We start from the raw sequence: 19,208 nt of genomic DNA, 5'->3' as shown, positions 1-19,208 counted from the left end.
AAGCCCATTTTCCATTCAGATGGAGGAGGTCAGTATTATTGCAGGCAATTTGTGGCAATGACCCAAAAGCAATTCCAAAATAGTATGGGGAAAACAGCTTATGAGAATCCTAAAGCAGAGCGATTAAACAGGACAATCAAGAATGATTACCTCTATGGATATCATCCTGCAACATTCAAAGAGCTGGAAATTAAAACAGCCAAAGCAGTTAAAATGTATAACCAGGAGAAACCTCACCAAAGTCTGGGAGGCTTAACTCCTGATCAGTTTGAACGAAATCAAATTCTAACCAAAACCAACTTCAAAACGGTCAACTCTATTTAGGACGGTACACTTCAATTTGCCAAAATCAATCTCGGGAACCATCCCCTTCGCAGCTCTTTGATGCATACCTAGCAACTCCGTGGCGTCATTGAAAAAGCCGCCGTTTTTCAGGTAAAACTTACCGGAATCGCTTCCTCCGGTAAAGTCCTTTCGATAGCCTCTCTTGGCGATGTCATCCCCGGTAAACTTCGCCTCGGTCAACTCAGTCCAGTGCCCATCGCGGTCCATCGCCCATTGATTGTTAAAGAAAACCCGCCTTTCCATGTGGCCGGATTCAGGGATAAAATTCTCCAAAAACGAATGGGGCCGCTTGTACCAAGTGTCTGTTTTCGGTCTGAGAAAACTGGCGATCAGCATCCACTCTCCGACTTCCGGCGCAAAGAAATAGGCGGTATATACCGTGTTGCCTTTTCCGTCAGGCTCCACAGAGTTGAGGAATCTATAGGTAGTCCCTGCCACCCAATTGTACTTCAAAAAACTTTGTCCTCCCGAACCTTCATTGCCAAACTCCCCAGTGTACACGCCTTCGCCCTTCATCAGCAATTTGATCTTCTGGTCCTCCGGAATATCACCGGGATTGTCGGTGGAAAATGGACTCCAAACCGAAAACAAAATCCTGCGCTCCGACTCAGAGTTGACTTGAATCCCGAAATATCCCTCTCCAAAACCATTGGCCATAAAGTACGATCCAATCGGATCTTCACCAGGCAAGACTGTCAACTCGTTGTAAAACCACTTGAAGTTTCTCTCCTCCGGCAGGGCGTAACTCAGATGCACCGAAGGCCCTCTTCTGCCCCAATAGAAGCGATTGTCGACATTGTCCCGGACGAAATCGAGCGCTAATTGACCTTCATGGCGAATCCACAAACTCTTAATCCGGGCAAAGTCAGCAGCCGTTTTTTCAAGACCTCGGAGTTTGACTTTATTGTAGCCCGGTACCAATCGCAGCTCGCCGATCTCATAAATCCCAGAATCTCCGGCGGAAAGATTGGATTCCAAGGTTTGACCGTTAAGCTCCACGGAAATCGTGCTCTCACCCTCCTGCGGCAAGATCTCCAGATCGAGAAAAACTGTCGCAGCGGTGTCCGACTTGAAGTAAACGCTGAATTCGCTGGCAGGATTTCCCCAGGTTTGAACCCCTTCCGCATTGATCTTCTCCTTGCTTTCCCCTTGGGTTTGGAAAACATTTCCTCCGAGGGGAATTTCAATGGAAATCACCTCTCGACTAACCGGCGAAAAATCAGCGGTGTCAAGCCATATATTGGCACACAAGCCTGTCCAGAGGATAATGAGTAGAAATTTGATATTCATCGGAGGAAAAATAAAAGCCGAAAGATAGAAAGCAGGGCATTTTCCCATGCACAAACCGGAATGAAATTTAAAACTATTCGGACGGTGTTCTTTAAATTTCAAAAGTCTTAAACGCCGAGAAATGAAAGCCCTTGTGATCGAATCCTTTCAGCAAACTCCCTCCATCCAACATGTTCCTGATCCAGACCCAGTTGAAAATGGGGTCGTGATCGAAGTAAAAGCCACGGGACTTTGCAGAAGTGACTGGCATGGTTGGATGGGGCACGATTCGGACATCCGGCTTCCGCATGTGCCGGGACATGAGTTTGCAGGGGTAATTCGGGCGGTGGGGAAAGGTGTGAAAAATCACGAGATCGGCGACCGGGTGACCGTTCCTTTTGTCTGCGCATGTGGGGTTTGCCCAACCTGCCATTCGGGAAATCAGCAAATCTGCGACGATCAGTTTCAGCCGGGATTTACCCACTGGGGCTCCTTTGCAGAGTTCGTCGCCATCGACCGGGCAGACAGCAATCTGGTCAGGCTATCTGAACAGATCTCCTTTGAAACTGCTGCAAGTTTGGGCTGCCGCTTTGCCACGTCTTTTCGGGCGATTGCTGCACAAGGCAAGGTTTCTGGTGGTCAATGGGTGGCCGTGCATGGCTGCGGAGGAGTCGGGCTTTCGGCAATCATGATTGCTGCGGCGATGGGCGCGGTCATCATCGCGGTGGATATTTCGGAGGAAAAACTGGCCTTTGCCAAGGCCGCCGGAGCTCATTTTGGAATAAATGGAAAGCAAACAGCTGACGTCGTCGGTGAAATCATGGAGACATCCAAAGGCGGAGTCCATGTCTCGATCGATGCCCTGGGGAGCAAAACGACCTGCTGGAATTCCATCTCCTGCCTGAGAAAACGTGGGAAACACGTTCAGATAGGCTTGATGGCCGGCGACCAATCCAACCCCGAAATCCCCATGCATCTGGTCATCGCAAAGGAGCTCGAAATCCTCGGAAGTCATGGCATGCAGGCCCATGCCTATCCGGAGATGATCCGGATGATCTACGAAGGGAAACTCGCGCCCCAAAGACTGATCGGTCGGAAGATCAGTTTGGCCGAAGCCGTGTACGAATTGCCCACGATGGATGATTTCCGGGAAAGAGGAATGGTGATGATTGACAGGTTTTGATTGTGACCGGAATGGGCAGAGGTCCGGTTGCTGCAAGGTCTTGACATTCTATTTTGAAAGAAAACTTAAACCATTGACTTTTAACCCGATCTAAGGACCACTAACCTCTCTCTCCCATGATCAAAAAAATCTCTATCGGCATTATAGTCCTGCTCATCCTCATTCAGTTTATTCCCTATGAAAAAAATGAATCCAGCGCATCGGAATTTGATGTTTCGAAAAGCTACAACGTCCCCGACAATGTCTCTATGATCTTGAAAGGTGCCTGCAACGACTGCCATACTAATTCCACCATTTATCCATGGTACAGTTATATCGAGCCGGTAGGTCTATTTTTGAATCGACATATTACCGAGGGAAAAGGACATCTGAACTTTTCGGAGTTTACCAATCGTCCTTTGGCCTGGCAAAACCACAAGTTTGAGGAGACGATCGAAATGGTCGAAGAAAAAGAAATGCCCTTGGAATCCTACACCTTTTTTGGCCTCCATCCCGAGGCCAACCTTACAGATCAGGATCGGAAAGTCCTGATTGATTGGGCCAAAGACCAAATGGCCATGCTGGCTGCAACTTATCCGGCAGACAGCCTGGTGATGAAACGGCGAACCCCTCCTGCCCAATAAGTATTCAAGCCCCGGTTTTTAAATTGGGGCTTTTTTCATCCCTTTTTTCCTTCTTACCTTAACACCTTCCAATTTTCAACCTTACCGCTTTCCAACTATATCTCCTTTGCTACCCCGTCCCTTCCTTTCAAAACCCAACTACTTTCTCTATTTTCCGAAATGAAAAATTTTTCTGATCAAGAAGTCCGTTGGGGCATATTGGGTGTGGGAAATGTCTGCGAAGTCAAATCCGCTCCCGCCATGAATCTGATTCCGAACAGCCGCCTCGTTGCCGTCATGCGCAGGAATGAAGCCAAAGCCAAGGACTATGCCGCCCGCCATGGCGTGGGCAAGTGGTACTCAGATGCGCAAGCGCTGATCGATGACCCCGAGGTCAACGCCATCTACATCGCCACCCCTCCCGACGCCCACCTGGAACTGACCCGAATGGCCGCCGCCGCCGGCAAACCCGTCTATGTAGAGAAGCCCATGGCCCGAAACCATGCGGAGTGTCTGGAGATGATCGAGATCTGTGAAAAGGTCGATGTGCCGCTTTTTGTCGCGTATTACCGTAGAGCTTTACCCCATTTTGTCAAGATCAAAGAACTCATGGGCGAGGGCGCTATCGGAGCCATACGGACTGTCCACATCAACATGCGACAGATCGTGGAACCCGAAATCATCACCAAGTTGGAAAATAACTGGCGTGTCATCCCTGAAATCGCCGGTGGCGGATACTTCTACGACCTCGCGTCTCACCAGCTGGATCTGTTGGATTTCTTTTTCGGAAAAATCACTCACACGGCAGGCTTCTGTGGCAATCAAGCCAACGCGTACCAAGTGGAAGACATCGTCGTCGGGAGTTTTTTCTTCGAAGACGGCGTATTCGGTACCGGCAACTGGTGCTTTTCCTCATCCCAATCCGCTGAGATAGACGAAATCGTCATTGACGGCGACAAGGGGCAGATTCGCTTCGCCACCTTCGGAAAAGGTGAATTCACCCTGATTCGGGACGGGCATGAGCCACAGCTTTTGCAGTTTGAGCTACCCAAACACATCCAGCAGCCGCTGATTCGCAGTATCGTGGACGAACTCCTGGGAAGCGGTCTTTGCGCCAGCACAGGCATCTCCGGAGCCAGAGCCAACTGGGTGATGGGCGAGCTGATCAGAGAGCGGATCGCATAACTGTCGGCTGGTCGTCAGCCAGTCCATTTTAGCCCAAGTCATTTTTCATTGCAGATTTTAATTTGTCTTTTAAAGGCCATATAGCCTGTCCCTTCCGCCGCGGCGGACGGGAGAATACCCTAAATAATCATTCCCCTGTGTGAGAACTTTTCTCATGGGCATTTCATATCTTAAAAACTCTTTCGTCAACCCCAGCTTTTATGCATGATCATCCGATAGTCGTTTTCATGGCATTGTTGATTTTGGGCTATGGACTGTTTTCCAAAAAAGCCGAAAACTCTATCATCACGGCTCCGATGGTATTCGTCATCATTGGGTTGCTAGTCAGTTTTTTTGACATGGAGCTATTGCGGGAAGGCCCCAAAGCGGCATTTGTCAAACCTCTGATGGAATTCACGCTTTTGCTGGTCCTGTTCATTGACGGTTCGACGATTGATTTGAAGACCTTACGGAAAGACCGCTCCCTGCCCATCCGACTATTGGGAATCGGACTTCCTCTGACGATGGTGTTGGGAGCATTGATCGCCATCCCGATGTTTCCCGAGATCCGGCCTCTGATTTTGATCTTGATGGCCTTTATCCTCTCGCCGACAGACGCAGCATTGGGCCAGGCCGTAGTCACGGGAGACCAGGTACCCAAACGGATCCGACAGACCATCAATGTGGAAAGTGGCCTTAACGATGGGATCGGGCTTCCTCCGATTCTGGTTTGTCTTGCCTTGCTGTCCGGTTCGGCAGGAGATGGATTTGACAGTAATTACTGGATGAGCTTCGTTGCGAAGCAGTTTATTTATGGTCCGGTGATTGGCGGACTGATTGGCTGGCTGGGAGGAAAACTGATCGAAGGGGCCTTCAAGAAAGGCATGATCACATCGGCCTACCAGATGCTCGCCTCTGTAGCCATTGCGGTGCTTTCTTTTTCCGGAGCAGAGCTTATCGGAGGCAACGGTTTTATAGCGGCATTCGTCGCTGGCATGTTTCTAGGTACAAAAACGGAATTGGTACGGGAAAGAATGAAAGAGTTCGGTGAGGCGGGCAGCCAGATCATGATTCTATTTATCTTCCTTTTGTTTGGGATCATCCTGGTTCCATTTTCTTATCATCTCTGGGACCTTAGAGCATTTGTCTATGCTATCTTGAGTTTGACCGTCGTCCGGATGCTTCCTGTCGCGATCAGTTTGATCAAATCGGGATTGGACCTGAAGACCACCCTCTTTATCGGGTGGTTTGGCCCCAGAGGAATCGCTTCAGTCCTTTATTTGCTCATGGCAATCATCCAGTTGGGAATCGAGGGATTAGAGCAGGTCGTCAGCATCATCACTCTCACTGTGTTGTTGAGTATCTTCCTTCATGGGATTTCAGCGGTACCTCTGTCCGGTGTTTTCAAAAGAAAATATTGAGTGGGAGACCCCTCAAAATGATTGAAAAAGAAGGAGGTAAAAACATGCGGCAGTTTTTCTCCAGATTTCTTTCTGTTAACTTAAACCCAATCTAAAAACTGGATCCTATGAACCGGACTTTCTCGCTCGCTTTTTTGCTTGGGATTTTGATATGCTCCCAGACGCTTTTTGCCCAAAATCTTAAAAACCGAATCCAACCGGGAAAGATGTACAATGCCGGCGACTCCGTCTATGCTCCTCGCTATGGATTGAGTGCAAAAATCCCCCAAGGGTGGGTTGGAGTTCTTCCCAGGGAAACGGAGGTCTTCCTACTTAATTCAACTAGCGGGACATTCGGCGAGATCTTCGTCTTTGGAAGGGAAAAAGTAGACTTGGCCCAGCTTGCTGAATCCTGGAAAGCCGGTGTGGATGTCTCTGAAACGGTGAGGTTAAAAGCAACAGATCCCACCATCGAAGGGGATTTGCTGTATTCACATGCCGAGGCTATTGGAAACTACCTTCCTCCCAAAAACTACCGGGCCTTTGCCGCCACCCGATGTGGTGATGCATGTATTACGGTCTTGGCAATTTCTGAAGAAGCAAATGCCGAACTGACTTCTCAAGCCGCGCTGGAAATGCTCAAGACAGCAATCTTGACCACGCCAAAAGAAATTGATCCTTACGAGGGGTTTGATTGGCAGGGATTTCTTTCGGGCAAGCTGCTGATCGCGTTTGAAGGATTCACCGGGGGCAAGCAGCAGACGAAAGTAAACCTGTGTGAAGGTGGCACATTCCAGGCACAAATCTCGAAAAAAGGCATGATGAAGGACACCAATCCGGACTACAAGGGCACAATGAAAGGAACTTGGACAGTCGAAGGCAAAGCCTCTGAAGCCACCTTGACGCTGACTTTTGACAAAGAAAAGTTGGCTCCCTTTGTCGCTAAACTCAAGTTTACAGAAGAAGAACTTTACGTCAATGACGAGCGACACTACGCCAGTCAGAGTGAGAAGTGTAATTGAAAAAAGACGCTAGTAAGGCATTAGAACTAAGAGCCCGTATAGGCCCGCTCACTGCCTGCGGCAATTGTCAAAACCGTACTGTTTCCCCAAACTCATCCGAGACCAAACGTCTCGGTTTTTTTATTTTAGAAAATCCAGCTCTATGCGTCGTGATGCCAATTATCAACTCAACTCTGGCGAAAAAATCTAAAAGTTACTTTCCAAAAAATTACGTGTCGCTGAGACCTCTTCGGACTTTTATTTTGATTTAGTGAAAGGCTATTTTTCCAAAATAAAATTTAATCACCACCATTAACTTAATTTTATCAATTAAGTAAGTCAATTCATTGCGATTTTTTATAAAATATCAAGTTTCATTCCTTGATCTTCCAAAATATATTTCAAAAACTGGCTCGATTTTGGAAATACTGCATGCAACCTTATCAATAAAACGATCATCTATAAAATCAAAGGCAATGAGTTAAGAAAAGAAGATTCACACCGTTTGAAGTTCAAGAGACAAACCAAACAAACCTCTATCCATTCTCTACACTAAACCACAATAACACCATGAACACACACCCTATCACCCGATGGTTTACCCGCCTCGCACTGGGACTGTCCCTCTTGGCAGGTATGATCGCGCCGCAGCAGGCGGACGCTAAAAGTTACGCTGGAGTGAGCTTTCAGGTCTTTTACGACGAGCTCGCCCCCTATGGAGACTGGGTCAAAGATGCCCGATACGGCTACATCTGGCTGCCCGCCGTCCGAGAGGATTTCCACCCTTATGGCTCCGATGGTCACTGGGTCATGACCGAATACGGCAATACCTGGGTTTCCAATTACGATTGGGGCTGGGCACCCTTCCACTACGGACGCTGGTACTTCGATGATTACTTCCAGAGCTGGGCCTGGATCCCCGGCTATGATTGGGGGCCAGCTTGGGTCAACTGGAGAACAGGCGGCGGATACTATGGCTGGGCACCCTTGGGTCCCGGCGTATCTATCAATGTAAGCGTCAATCTTCCGAGCTTCCACTGGGTATTCCTGCCCAATCATCACATCTACCACCATCACGCCTACCGCTACTATGCTCCTCACAAGACCAAGGTGAAAATCTATAACAACACGACGATCATCAACAATACCGTGGTGTACAACAATCACAACTACGTGGGTGGGCCTAATCGAAGAGACGTTGAACGGGTCACAAGAACGACCGTACCGGTGCACAGACTGGAGGCTAGCAACAAGCCAGGCCGCGCAGCTGTCTCCAGAAACTCGGTGAGCATCTACAGACCTGACGTACAGGAGAGCCGTGGAAGAACTGTCGAGTCGAGACCGTCCAGAGTATTGGATGCACAAGATGCCAAAACCGCCAGATCCAGCCGGGATCTGAACGCTACGGCACCTTCGAGAAGCAGCTCCAATGGATCGACCTCAGGTGGTAGATCTGTAGAATCTCCATCAAGAGCTACTCAAAACTCGACGAAGCCAGCAACGAGCCAGAGTCCGAGCAGATCAGCGAGTCCCTCGGTAAGAGAGGAAAGCAAAAAACCGACAGTAACGCCGATGCCTTCTCAATCACAAGGCAGAAGCACTACCACTGCTCCATCACGCTCTCAAAGCTCCGGCAGTCGGGAGGCAGCTCCGTCCAGATCCACTGAGGTGAGAAAAGAAGGTTCTAGAACGCAACAAAGTGCCCCTTCCCGTGGAACTGTGCAGCAATCCAGACCAACTCAATCTCCTACGAGATCCCAGTCTCCAGAGGTGAAAAAAGAGGCTTCAAGATCTCCGCAAAGCGCGCCTTCCCGTGGTACTGTCCAGCAATCCCGACCAGCGCAAGCTCCTGCCAGGTCACAGTCCAATGACGTAAAGCGAAGCGAGCCAACTAAACGGAGCTCGCCAGCTAACAGCAGCAGAACATCCAGTACAAGTCCGAGCAGATCGGCCAGCAACGGGAGAAACAACTAGCAAACTCCCACTTCATCTAAAAAGCCTGACGGTTCTCCGTCAGGCTTTTCTTTTACCTCAGCCGCAAACACCAAAAAGTGAGGTCGCTTCATTCCACTTGACAGATTTTTTTTTCCGCAAGTCGCACCTTGACAGAGCTTACATTCCCCTTAAGCTGCGAGATACTTCAAGAAACTTCCCAGTCGAAGTCACCAACTATCTTTGACCACATTCCAAAAAAAAGTCGCCCTGCATGTTGCAGGACGACCAATTTTAAGAAATCAACCCAATTTTAAGTGGGTTATTTCCACCGTAATTAATTCGCGTAGCCCGGATTCTGGGTCAGGGAGGGGTTTCGCTGAAGCTCCTGCTCTGGCAGCGGGAAAAGCATCGTAGACTCTTTCACCGTCGCTCCAAAGAAATTGACCGACCCGACAGCATCTACAAACTGAATGTTACCCGATCCATCCTCAGCTGGCTGAGGGAATTTGCGGGTACGCATCACATCAAACCAAATCGGGAACTCGAACACCAGTTCTCTGACTCTTTCTTTCCATACCTCTTCGACAAACTGGTCAACAGAAAGCGAAGAAAGTTGGGTTCGGATCGCCTGAGGATCTTGTTTCCAATACGCCCGCTCTCTGATCTGGGCCAAATAATCGACAGCTTCCGGAGTCACGCCTTCAGACTCGGCTATTGCCTCGGCAGCAATCAAAAGCACGTCTGCGTAAGTAGATACAGGAATATCGCGGCTTGACTGAGCAGAACCAAAGACCGCTGACTCATCCATCCACATGTATGGGGAAGTATTGAATTCGACGTTCTGTCCATCGATCACGATAGAGGAGTGGAAGTACTGCTTCTCCTGAACTCTCAGATCATTTTCTGCATCGTAGGAATTCAAAAGATCAGGAGTAGGGCCATAGGCATTGTTGGTGATGGCATACGAAACCAAAGGAGCCACACTTACCGGGAAGCTAAGCGCCGGATAGCCGTTGTTGGCGATCGCTGCGTCAAATTCGTAGAAGTAGATATACTCGTTCGGAATCTGCTCGCTGTTTTTGATCTTGTTGTAAGCGGATCCATTTGGAGCCAACTCTCCGCCACCCGAACGGGTATGCTGCACGAGAGAATAGACTCCAGAATTGATCACTTCCCTCGCTGCCTGTGCCGCTTCCGCGTATCTGTTAGCGTTCACAGCAGCTCCGCTCATAGTCAGGTTTACTTCGGCCAAAAGCGTCTGCGCCACCCCTTTGGTGATGCGTCCAGCATTGGCTACCATGGTCGACTGCGTCAAACCGCCGGAATTAATCGCAAAATCCAGGTCTTCCAGGATCAGGTCATAAATCTGTGCGACTGGGGTTCGCTCAAGGAAAAGGTTTTCCAGGCTTTCGTAAGGTTCCGTCACCAAAGGCACGTCACCAAACATCCGCGCCAAGAAGTAGTAGTTGTACGCACGGAAGTACCTCGCCTCTGCCAGGTAGCGATTGGCATCTGCCTCAGCCAATCCCGGCGTCGTCGGGATGTACTTGATTGCATTGTTGGCTCTGGAGATTCCGCCGTAGATATCTGACCACATGGAATTGAAGTAATCAGACAGGTTCAATCCATCGAAGACGATGTTTTGTCCGCGCTGAACGTGGAACTCCTGACCTTTGTAGTCATTGTCTACAAATCCCGAAACGTACGGACCAAACATGATCCGAGAGCCAGAGTATACTCCGGTCTCGTACATCTGCATTGCCCCTCGTCGATAGAGCGCATTTACCGCGTCCCGCGCGTGCTCCGGTCTCTGAAAATACTGGTTTGACGCCACTTCATCCACGGGCTTTTCTTCCAAAAAGCTATCACAGGAAGCTGTCAACAAGCTCAGTCCAAGAAATAGAAAATTTATCTTTTTCATCGTTAGTTCTTTTTGATTAGAATTGAAGGCTCAGCCCAAGGGTGAATGTTCTTGGTCTCGGATATTGGAAGAAGAAGATGTTCTGCCCCCACTGATTGCCTTCCCAAGAGGAAGCCTCTGGATCATAGCCTTTGAAGTCCTTGGAATGGATCAAAAAGGCATTTTGAACATTGGCGTAAACTCTGAGGTTTCTCAAACCGGAATGCTTAGCCATTACTCCATTGAAGGTATAACCCAAGGAAATCAGGTTGCCCCGGATGTAAGAACCGTCGGTCACCCAGTGGCTGTCCACTTCACTGTTTTGTCCAGAATAGACACCGTTTCTGATCTGCTGAACCATCGTGTTCTGGTTGTCAGGAGTCCATGCATCATAGAGCGTAGATGCCAGACCGCTGGCCAGACCGGTACGGTCTTCAGTAGAATGGAAAAACTGCTGAAGGATATCTACGTCAGCCACAAACTGGATATCCAACGTGAAATCAAAGTTTTTGTAATACACGTTGTTGATGAACGAACCAGTCCACTTTGGCAAACCGTTACCGATGATTTTTCTTTCGGCACTTCTCTTGGCTTCACCGGGGATGGCTCCTACCTCAGCTGCTGCTGCCGCCTCGTCAGTACCCCAAGTTCCCAATCGCTCAAAACCCCAGAAGGAGCTAAGCGGCTCGCCTACTCTCAGGATGGTCTGGCTACCAGACACCCAGTTCGGCCCCGGGAAGATATCCTCGTTGTTTTCACCGAGCTGCTCGACCGCGTTTACATTGTAGGAGAAGTTCAGGTTGGTGTCCCAGTTCAGATTGGAAGTAGAGACAGGGAAGGCTTTCACCAAGACTTCGATACCTTGGTTGGAGACTGATCCGATGTTGTCTCTCACAGCCGAGAAGCCGGAAGAAGACGGAACAGGTCTATCAAGAAGCAAGTCAGTGGTCAACTTGTGATAGTAGTCAAAGCTGAAGGTCAACGCTCTGTCCAATACCGACAGATCAAATCCGATGTCAAATTGACGGGTTTTCTCCCATTCCAAATCTGGGTTTGGAAGTCTGTTCACGTAGCTGATCGGTGCACGGGTGCCATTGATCAGGGTGGTCGCTGTGGAGATCGTCCCAAGCGACTGGTAAGTCGGGATTTCCGTGTTACCGGTGATACCATAGCTGGAACGGAGTTTCAGCTCGCTGATGGTATTGGACATGCCTTGCATGAACGGCTCGTTTGAGATCACGTAGCCCAAGCCCACAGATGGGAACACCCCGTATTTGTTGTTGTCTCCAAATCTGGAAGACCCGTCCACACGGCCGGTGAAGGTCACGAGGTATTTGCTCTTGTAGTTGTAGTTACCTCTCAGGAAGTAGGAGTTCATGCTCCACTCGTCGTAGCCGGAGTTCGGAGTTCCTGGTTGGGAAGCTGCCTGAATTCGGTTGAAAGTGAACGTATCATCCGAAAAGCCGGTTGCGCTCACGTTGAAAAACTCGTCTGTTCTTTTCTGCCAGCTCAAACCCGCCATGGCGTTGATCGAATGATCGCCAAACTCCTTGGTGTAGGTCAGGTAGTTTTCCTGCTGCCAGTAGAAGGTTCGGGAGTTACCCAAGTAAGCATAGCCATTTGGCGAGCTGATGTTGATCAGATCCGTCGGGCTGTAGGTTTGCTCGTTATAGTCGTTTTTGTCAAAACCAAACTGAGTTCTCAGATCCAAGCCCGGAAGGATATGAAAGGTCGTGTAGAGGTTACCAAACAATTTGGTGCGCTTTCTCAATCGATCCTGCGTCGTCAGCACGTGGACCGGATTAGGGATAGCTTCGAAACCGTAAGGATCCGTTACCATCGAAGAGTTGCTCCAGGTACCGTCAGGGAATTTCACTGGGAAAATCGCCGGCATCTCGATCATCGATCTTCGCGGCATCTGGTGTCCGCCGCTCTCTTCAAACACATTTTCTTTCGTGGCGTTGGCCAAGAGGTTCAAGCCGATAGACAACCACTTTTTAGGATTGGCATCGTAGGCAAATTTACCATTTACACGCTCGAGGTAGTTGTTGAGCATGATTCCCTCCATGTTGGTATAGTTCAGAAACGCCCCGAAAGAGGACTTTTCCGCCTTGGACTGGAAGGACAACTGATGGTTATTGGACACGGCTGTTCTGGTTGCTTCTTCCTGCCAATCTGTATCGTACAGCGGCTTCCCACTTGCGTCGAAGAGATTCGGGTCATTTCGCGTAAACGGCGGAATCGGAGAGTCGCTGTATTTGCTGTGATTGGCGAAGCCTGTCTCCAACACTTGCATAAACTCCTCCGCATTGAGGACGTCCATCTTCTTAGGAAGTACGCCGATGCTCACGTAGCCATCGTAGGACACGATTTCACCGGTGGATTTTGCTCCTCTTTTGGTGGAAACCATCACCACGCCATTGGCACCTCTGGCACCGTAGATCGCCGTGGACGAAGCGTCCTTCAGCACTTCCATGCTTTCGATGTCGTTAGGATTCAAAAACTCGATGTTTTCCATCACCACTCCGTCTACCACATACAGCGGCTGAGAAGATGAATTGATCGTGCCGAGACCTCTGATCAATACTCTTGGGCTGGATGAAGGCGATCCTGAGTTTAGAAACACGTTCACACCCGCTACTTTCCCTTTCAAGCCCTGAAGCGCATTGGCAACAGGAGCCTTAAGCAGTTCCTCCGCACCAACGACCCCAACAGATCCAGTCAGGTCGGACTTTTTCACCGTACCGTAACCAACTACGACGACCTCATCCAGACCCTGGGTATCGGTCTCCATCTGCAGGTCAATGACGCGACGCTCCCCTACCGGCTCCTCAACAGACTGCATGCCGATAAAGGAGAACATCAGGATTGATTCAGAAGAAGCCACGTTGATCGTAAACTTCCCATCCACATCCGTCACTGTTCCATTTGACGTACCCTTCTCGATGATAGAGACGCCCGGCAATGGCATGCCGGCATCATCCACCACAGTTCCGGTCACGGTCTCCTGAGCCGCACGCTCAATGCTTACCGCCCCAGAGGCGCCATTGGACTCAACTCTGACGTGAATATTTTTATTGATTTGCTTGAAATTCAAACCGGTTTGCAGGGAAACATCCACGAGCAAATCATACAGACTTCCAGAATTGGAAATCGTCAACATGGGAAGCTCTTTCAGCTCCCGGCTGGTATAAACGAAGTTATACCCAGTAGCACTTTCGATCTTCGAAAATGCCTCCTCCACAGAGGTATTTTGCAGCTCAATCTTGACTGGTACTTCATCGATGGCCTTGACCTGTGCACTCCCGGAGTAGGCCAGGAGGACGCTCATCGAAAAGCACTGAATCACAAAGCTGTAAAGGATAGTTTTGGACATAGCCACTAAGCTTGACAGTATGCTTTTTTTCATAATTTTACTTCATGTTTAGACTATTTGAGAATTGTTTGGACTAGGGTTTTGATTATCCGCCAAGACCGATCAAAACCTGTGGGCCGAGGGTGATCCTTCACCTTCGGCCTTTTACTTTCTTAACGCATGTTTCATTGGCAATTGGGTTATAGGTTGAATTGGATATATACTTTTTTTCCTTCGATGCTATAGCTAAAACGGGACGAGTAGCTCAGGCCCTTGAGGATATTCTCAAGACTCTCGTCTATAAACTTACCCGACACGTGAAGATCTTTAGGGACGCTGTTTTGGAAAATCAGCTCGACTCCAAACCAAGCCTCGAGCTTCCTGCTGGCAATCGGAAAGGGAGATTTATCAAAAATTAAGGTCTTGTTCATCCAAGAAAGCACCTCTTCGGAGTTAAACTGGCTTTTCGCAAGCTCTTTGTCCTCAGATGAAGCGGCTATCCCCTCTCCCGGCAACAACCTTTGCTCCAATGCTGCCTGCTCATTTCGCACCAAAACCTCCCCCTTCACCAGCGAAACCGAAACGCGCTCTCCCGGGAAAGAAGAGACATTGAATTCCGTGCCCAAGGCGCGGGTGGAAATAGCCCCCGTCTGCACAATAAAGGGTCTGATAGAGTCATGCGCTACCTCAAAGTAGGCCTCGCCCTCCAAAGTCAACAGACGCAAGGTATCGGTGAAGCCCTTGGTATAGCTGATCTTGCTTCCTGAGTTCAAAAAAACAATTGAACCATCTTCGAGTGTGATTGTCGACTTAACACCTGGCGGAGCCTGAAACACCTCAATCTCCGGCACCACGGCAACTGCAGGCTTTTCGGCTTCAGGCATCAGCGTCTTTCCCAAAAAATAACCCAGACCCGCTAAGAGAAAAAAAACTGCCGCAACCTTCCATCTCCACGCAGCCTGCTTCTTTCTGGCATTCTCCTGATTGTATTGCTGGATGGCCGACCAAGAATCCAAACTGACCACTTTGGCGGCGCTGCTGGATTGGGTTTGTCGATCCAGCTGCTCGGAGATTGCTGTCCAGATTTCTTCCTTCGCAGTGCTCGGCAGTCCTGTCTTCTTCTTGGACAAATGGATCAGAAGATGGCGTGCCTGCTTGATATCGGAGATTTTCTCGGGATGCTTTCCCAAAAAATCTTCCCAATAGGCTCCGGTCTGCCGGTCATTTTGAAGTATCCAGCTCCGAAAGTCCGGATCGAGGATAAAGTCTTCTACAGAATAGTCTGCTTTGCTCATAGCTACTGTCTTCCTCTATAGAAGAGCAGTTCGGCGAAAAGTTATCCGTATTTTTTTCAGATTTTTTAACAAAAAAACAATCCACTCCTCCATCAGAAGAACAAACACCACAAAACCAGCAAACTAGACGACTTCGACAAATGCCGTTTCAGATTGGAAAGCGCCTTCCACGCCAAGGTATAGGTCGAGCGGAGATTGATGTTCAGGATCTGTGCGGTCTCCTCGTATGAAAAATCCTGAAAGAAGAGACAGTCAATTACCGCCTTTTGTCTTTTGGGAAGGTCGTCCACAGCCTCGCTCAGCCTGACTTTCAGATGGGCCTCGACCTGCAGATTAATCAAAGTCGACTCCACACTTTCGACCAGGAGCGTACTCTCTTCCACGTAATCTTGATGGACAATTCGGCTCTTTTTGGACTCTTTTCCGGTCTTGAAAATCTGGTTTGCCAGGCATTTGTACAGGTAGACCCTCACGTTCACGGCCGAACTCACCCGCGAATGATACTTCCAGAGATCTAGAAAAACCTCCTGTATAGCATCCTTGACCTGATTTTCGCTGCTACTCAGCTTCATCCCGAAGCCAAAAAGCTCATCGACATAGGAATCGTAGAAAAATCGCAGTGCAGACCGGTCACCGTCTTTCAACTGAAGCCAATACACAGACTCCTCCTGTTCAACTTGGAGTTTCGGGTTCATTGTGGCAGTTGGGTTGGTTAATTGAATTCGTGTTAAAACAAATAATATTTGGCAAAATTTCCAAGGCCAAAAGCCTTGCCACAACCGCTCGGAGCAAGTTTGAAGCTTGTCGTTTTCCCGTTTAGAGTCATCCTAAGGCCATATTTCCCGACGGTCAAATCACAGGAACAATCCAAGGTTTTATATAGACGGCAGGCAATGCATTCAAAGACCCTCCATCCAGAAGCTTCTGACTTTTTAATCGTGGCGTCCATGAACTGATATTTTCCACCAATTCCCTGAGATCTTGCATGCAATGGGTTAGTTTAGCTTTGCTCAAATCGGCTGAGACAGGAAATCAAACCCGATCCCAAGCAAAAATAGAACGCCCAAAAACTCAAAAAAGCATGACCAAAAAACGCATTTTCTTTACCGGAGGATCTGGAAAAGCAGGAAAACACGTCATCCCCTATCTACTCGACCAAGGTCATCGGGTAATGAATGTGGACTTGACTCCCCTAGACTACCCAGGAGTGGACAACTTGAATGCAGATATCACGGATTCGGGACAGATGTTTAATGCGATGAGCATGTACGCAGGTTTTGACGAGATGGAGGCCGGAACCGGCGTGCCCAAATTCGATGCGGTGGTCCACTTTGCCGCTGTGCCCAGGATCTTGCTTAAGCCGGACAATGAAACGTTTCGCGTCAACACCATCGGCACCTACAATGTGATCGAGGCTGCAGTGAAACTGGGCATTAAGAAAGTGATCATCGCCTCCTCAGAAACGACATATGGCATCTGTTTTTCTGACGGACAAACCGACCCAAAATCCCTGCCTCTGGACGAAGAATACGACGTAGATCCGATGGATAGTTATGGTTTGTCAAAGGTGGTGAATGAGCAGACGGCCCGGGCTTTTCAGCGGCGGACGGGAGTAGACATCTATGCCCTTCGGATCGGGAATGTGATCGAGCCTCATGAATACGCCACACTTTTCCCCACCTATTTCAAAAACCCCGAAGTACGTCGCAGGAATGCCTTCTGCTACATCGATGCGCGTGATCTGGGGCAGATTGTGGACCTGTGTTTGCAAAAAGACGACCTGGGATTTCAAATCTTCAATGCCGGAAATGATCACAACGGAGCGATCATCCCCAGCAAAGAACTGGCTGAACGCTTCTTCCCCGGCGTGCCCATCACCCGGGAATTGGAAGAACATGAAGCTCTGTTTTCCAATCTCAAGATCCGTGAAGTTCTGGGATTCAAGGAGGAGCATAATTGGCGGAAGTATGTGAAGGGAGCGTAAGGCATATTTAATTCCCATCTAAATCGAGATCAACCTTTTAGCTCCAATACTGTATATTTAACAAAAGCTCATTTCATGAAAATCGAACGAACAAAAAATGAAATTATCATTCGGGTTTCCTCCAGCGTTAATTTGGATGATCTGCAGGATTTGACGGATTTGATCGAGTACAAGGAAATATCGAAGAAATCCAAAGCTTCGCAGAAAGAGGTGGATAATTTGGTGAGCGATATCAAACGAGGCCGCTGGGAAAAAACAAAGTCCAAGCTAGGCCTATGAGAATTGTTGTGGATTCAAATATCGTGTTTAGTGCAATTTTGAATTCCAACAGTAAAATCGGGAGAATTATCCTTCATCCTAAGTCCCGATTGAATTTTTACTCAACCCATCAACTTCTTGAAGAAATTGAAGTTCACAAGGACAAGATAAAAAGCCTTTCGGGCTATACTGATGAAGAACTTGAGCGAGTCGTTTATCTAATCACGCACAAAATTCGCTTCATTAACATAAAACTAATTCCTGCTGAGGTTTTTCAAAAAGCGGAAAGTCTAACCTGTGACGTAGATATTGACGATACAGAATTCGTCGCTTTGGCCGAACACGCAAAAGCAAAACTTTGGACGGGCGACAAGAAATTAATCCGAGGATTGACTAAAAAAAACTGGAATAAAGCGATCTCAACAGAAGAGCTTTATCAGTTGCTTTCGAAAAAAACATAGCCTCAAGCCATCAATCGTTTTTTCAAAAAACAATACTCAATGAGAATCCCTTCATTTCTCCTCCTCATCTCCCTTTCATTCTCCTGCAATTCAAAAAAAGGGATTGAAGATCATAGCGATGAGCTTACCCTGATCGACTCCACCTTCACCACACCGCTCGGCAAGACTTTTGAAATCCCGGCCCCTTCCGAAAAACTGCTCGCCCAATACGAGGAGGCCAAAGCCACCTACGAAGCCAACCCGGAGGACGTCGAGACCCTGATCTGGTATGGCCGGCGCACAGCGTACCTCGGACAATACCGCCAAGCCATCGATATCTACTCGGAAGGCATCCGAAGATTCCCAGACGAACCCCGACTCTATCGGCATCGCGGACACCGCTACATCAGTATTCGGAAGTACGACGAAGCAATCTCTGATCTTGAAAAAGCCGCTCAGTTGATCGAGGGGACCTCTAATGAAGTCGAGCCGGACGGCATGCCGAATGCGCAAAACATCCCCGTGAGCAGCCTTCACGGGAATATTTGGTACCATTTGGGCCTGGCCTACTATCTAACCCATCAGGATGACAAAGCCTATACTGCCTACTTGCGCTGCCGCGAAAGTGGCAATCACTATGACAACATTGTGTCCAGCACCCACTGGCTGTACATGATTCAGCGGCGACTGGGCAATCCAGCCAAAGCAGATTCTCTGCTGGAGCCGATCCATGCCGACTCCACCGTGATCGAAAATCAAAGCTATGCCGATCTGTGTCGCCTGTACAAAGGTTGGCTTCCCGTGGATTCCCTCATTCAAACTGGCCCTGGCAGTCCGTCCAATGATGCCGTCCGATATGGGGTCGCCAACTGGCACTTATACCATGGAGACACCGTCCAGGCAAAGCAAATGATGGAAGCGCTGGTTGAGGAAAAGGCCTTTACCTCCTTTGGCTACCTCGCAGCAGAAAGTGATTTGATCCGGTTTTTCGGGAAAAAGTAGGAAAACAACTCTCAAACTTGCAAACAGCGTTCGAATGAAAAGCATCGGTTAAACCTTTTCGAAACAGACTAGTCT

General features: G+C 48.7%; 16 protein-coding genes. 11 read left to right on the top strand and 5 right to left on the bottom strand.

Features of this window, described 5'->3' with window-relative positions; translation table 11 throughout:
* Window positions 1-324 (top strand): integrase core domain-containing protein (locus G459_RS0120455; RefSeq protein WP_026969313.1); only part of this gene is annotated, 324 nt, incomplete at its 5' end.
* Here G459_RS0120455 and G459_RS28025 read toward each other — a convergent pair.
* A complete protein-coding gene (locus G459_RS28025) occupies window positions 286-1,635 on the bottom strand; it encodes a DUF3472 domain-containing protein (protein WP_051315336.1) in 1,350 nt (449 codons plus the stop codon). The two genes, G459_RS0120455 and G459_RS28025, sit on opposite strands and share 39 nt — an antisense overlap.
* 121 nt (window positions 1,636-1,756) lie before the next feature.
* Between G459_RS28025 and G459_RS0120445 the strand changes: the two genes are divergently transcribed.
* The 6 genes from G459_RS0120445 to G459_RS0120420 all read left to right on the top strand — a co-directional run bounded on the left by G459_RS0120445 (window position 1,757) and on the right by G459_RS0120420 (window position 8,938).
* Window positions 1,757-2,797, top strand: coding sequence for a zinc-dependent alcohol dehydrogenase family protein (locus tag G459_RS0120445; RefSeq protein WP_026969312.1), 1,041 nt, complete (start codon window positions 1,757-1,759; stop codon window positions 2,795-2,797).
* 116 nt (window positions 2,798-2,913) lie between these two features.
* The gene (locus tag G459_RS0120440) at window positions 2,914-3,420 is read left to right on the top strand and encodes a heme-binding domain-containing protein (protein WP_026969311.1); all 507 of its coding nucleotides are present in this window, start codon (window positions 2,914-2,916) and stop codon (window positions 3,418-3,420) included.
* A gap of 159 nt (window positions 3,421-3,579) precedes the next feature.
* On the top strand, window positions 3,580-4,584 hold the full coding sequence (locus G459_RS0120435) for a Gfo/Idh/MocA family protein (protein WP_026969310.1): 1,005 nt from the start codon (window positions 3,580-3,582) through the stop codon (window positions 4,582-4,584).
* A gap of 200 nt (window positions 4,585-4,784) precedes the next feature.
* Window positions 4,785-5,984, top strand: a complete 1,200-nt coding sequence (locus tag G459_RS0120430; protein WP_026969309.1) for a cation:proton antiporter — start codon at window positions 4,785-4,787, stop codon at window positions 5,982-5,984.
* Window positions 5,985-6,091: 107 nt separating this feature from the next.
* Window positions 6,092-6,985: a hypothetical protein gene (locus G459_RS0120425; protein WP_026969308.1), complete on the top strand. Its 894-nt coding sequence runs from the start codon at window positions 6,092-6,094 to the stop codon at window positions 6,983-6,985.
* Window positions 6,986-7,534: 549 nt separating this feature from the next.
* Window positions 7,535-8,938, top strand: coding sequence for a DUF6600 domain-containing protein (locus G459_RS0120420; protein WP_051315333.1), 1,404 nt, complete (start codon window positions 7,535-7,537; stop codon window positions 8,936-8,938).
* Window positions 8,939-9,233: 295 nt separating this feature from the next.
* On the opposite strand, the gene G459_RS0120415 is transcribed toward G459_RS0120420, so the two are convergent.
* The 4 genes from G459_RS0120415 to G459_RS0120400 all read right to left on the bottom strand — a co-directional run bounded on the left by G459_RS0120415 (window position 9,234) and on the right by G459_RS0120400 (window position 16,144).
* The gene (locus G459_RS0120415; RefSeq protein ID WP_026969306.1) at window positions 9,234-10,820 is read right to left on the bottom strand and encodes a RagB/SusD family nutrient uptake outer membrane protein; all 1,587 of its coding nucleotides are present in this window, start codon (window positions 10,818-10,820) and stop codon (window positions 9,234-9,236) included.
* Between the two features lie 16 nt (window positions 10,821-10,836).
* A complete protein-coding gene (locus G459_RS0120410; protein ID WP_026969305.1) occupies window positions 10,837-14,175 on the bottom strand; it encodes a SusC/RagA family TonB-linked outer membrane protein in 3,339 nt (1,112 codons plus the stop codon).
* A gap of 179 nt (window positions 14,176-14,354) precedes the next feature.
* A complete protein-coding gene (locus tag G459_RS29140; RefSeq protein WP_051315332.1) occupies window positions 14,355-15,449 on the bottom strand; it encodes a FecR family protein in 1,095 nt (364 codons plus the stop codon).
* A gap of 92 nt (window positions 15,450-15,541) precedes the next feature.
* Window positions 15,542-16,144, bottom strand: coding sequence for an RNA polymerase sigma factor (locus tag G459_RS0120400; RefSeq protein ID WP_026969304.1), 603 nt, complete (start codon window positions 16,142-16,144; stop codon window positions 15,542-15,544).
* A gap of 386 nt (window positions 16,145-16,530) precedes the next feature.
* Between G459_RS0120400 and G459_RS0120385 the strand changes: the two genes are divergently transcribed.
* The 4 genes from G459_RS0120385 to G459_RS0120370 all read left to right on the top strand — a co-directional run bounded on the left by G459_RS0120385 (window position 16,531) and on the right by G459_RS0120370 (window position 19,133).
* Window positions 16,531-17,433 carry an NAD-dependent epimerase/dehydratase family protein gene (locus G459_RS0120385; RefSeq protein WP_026969303.1) on the top strand — a complete coding sequence of 301 codons (903 nt, stop codon included), beginning with the start codon at window positions 16,531-16,533 and terminating at the stop codon, window positions 17,431-17,433.
* A gap of 75 nt (window positions 17,434-17,508) precedes the next feature.
* Window positions 17,509-17,712, top strand: coding sequence for a hypothetical protein (locus tag G459_RS0120380; protein ID WP_026969302.1), 204 nt, complete (start codon window positions 17,509-17,511; stop codon window positions 17,710-17,712).
* Window positions 17,709-18,152, top strand: coding sequence for a putative toxin-antitoxin system toxin component, PIN family (locus G459_RS0120375; RefSeq protein ID WP_026969301.1), 444 nt, complete (start codon window positions 17,709-17,711; stop codon window positions 18,150-18,152). Before G459_RS0120380 ends, G459_RS0120375 begins: the two co-directional genes overlap by 4 nt.
* Window positions 18,153-18,191: 39 nt before the next feature.
* Window positions 18,192-19,133 (top strand): tetratricopeptide repeat protein, encoded by a 942-nt coding sequence (locus G459_RS0120370; RefSeq protein ID WP_026969300.1) that lies wholly within the window; start codon window positions 18,192-18,194, stop codon window positions 19,131-19,133.
* Window positions 19,134-19,208 lie beyond the last annotated feature (75 nt).

Origin of the sequence: Algoriphagus terrigena DSM 22685 (genome assembly GCF_000429445.1) — a bacterium.
GTDB classification, from domain to species: domain Bacteria; phylum Bacteroidota; class Bacteroidia; order Cytophagales; family Cyclobacteriaceae; genus Algoriphagus; species Algoriphagus terrigena.
The sequence above is the reverse complement of the archived record's forward strand: the minus strand, read 5'-3'. Positions and strand labels throughout refer to the sequence as shown.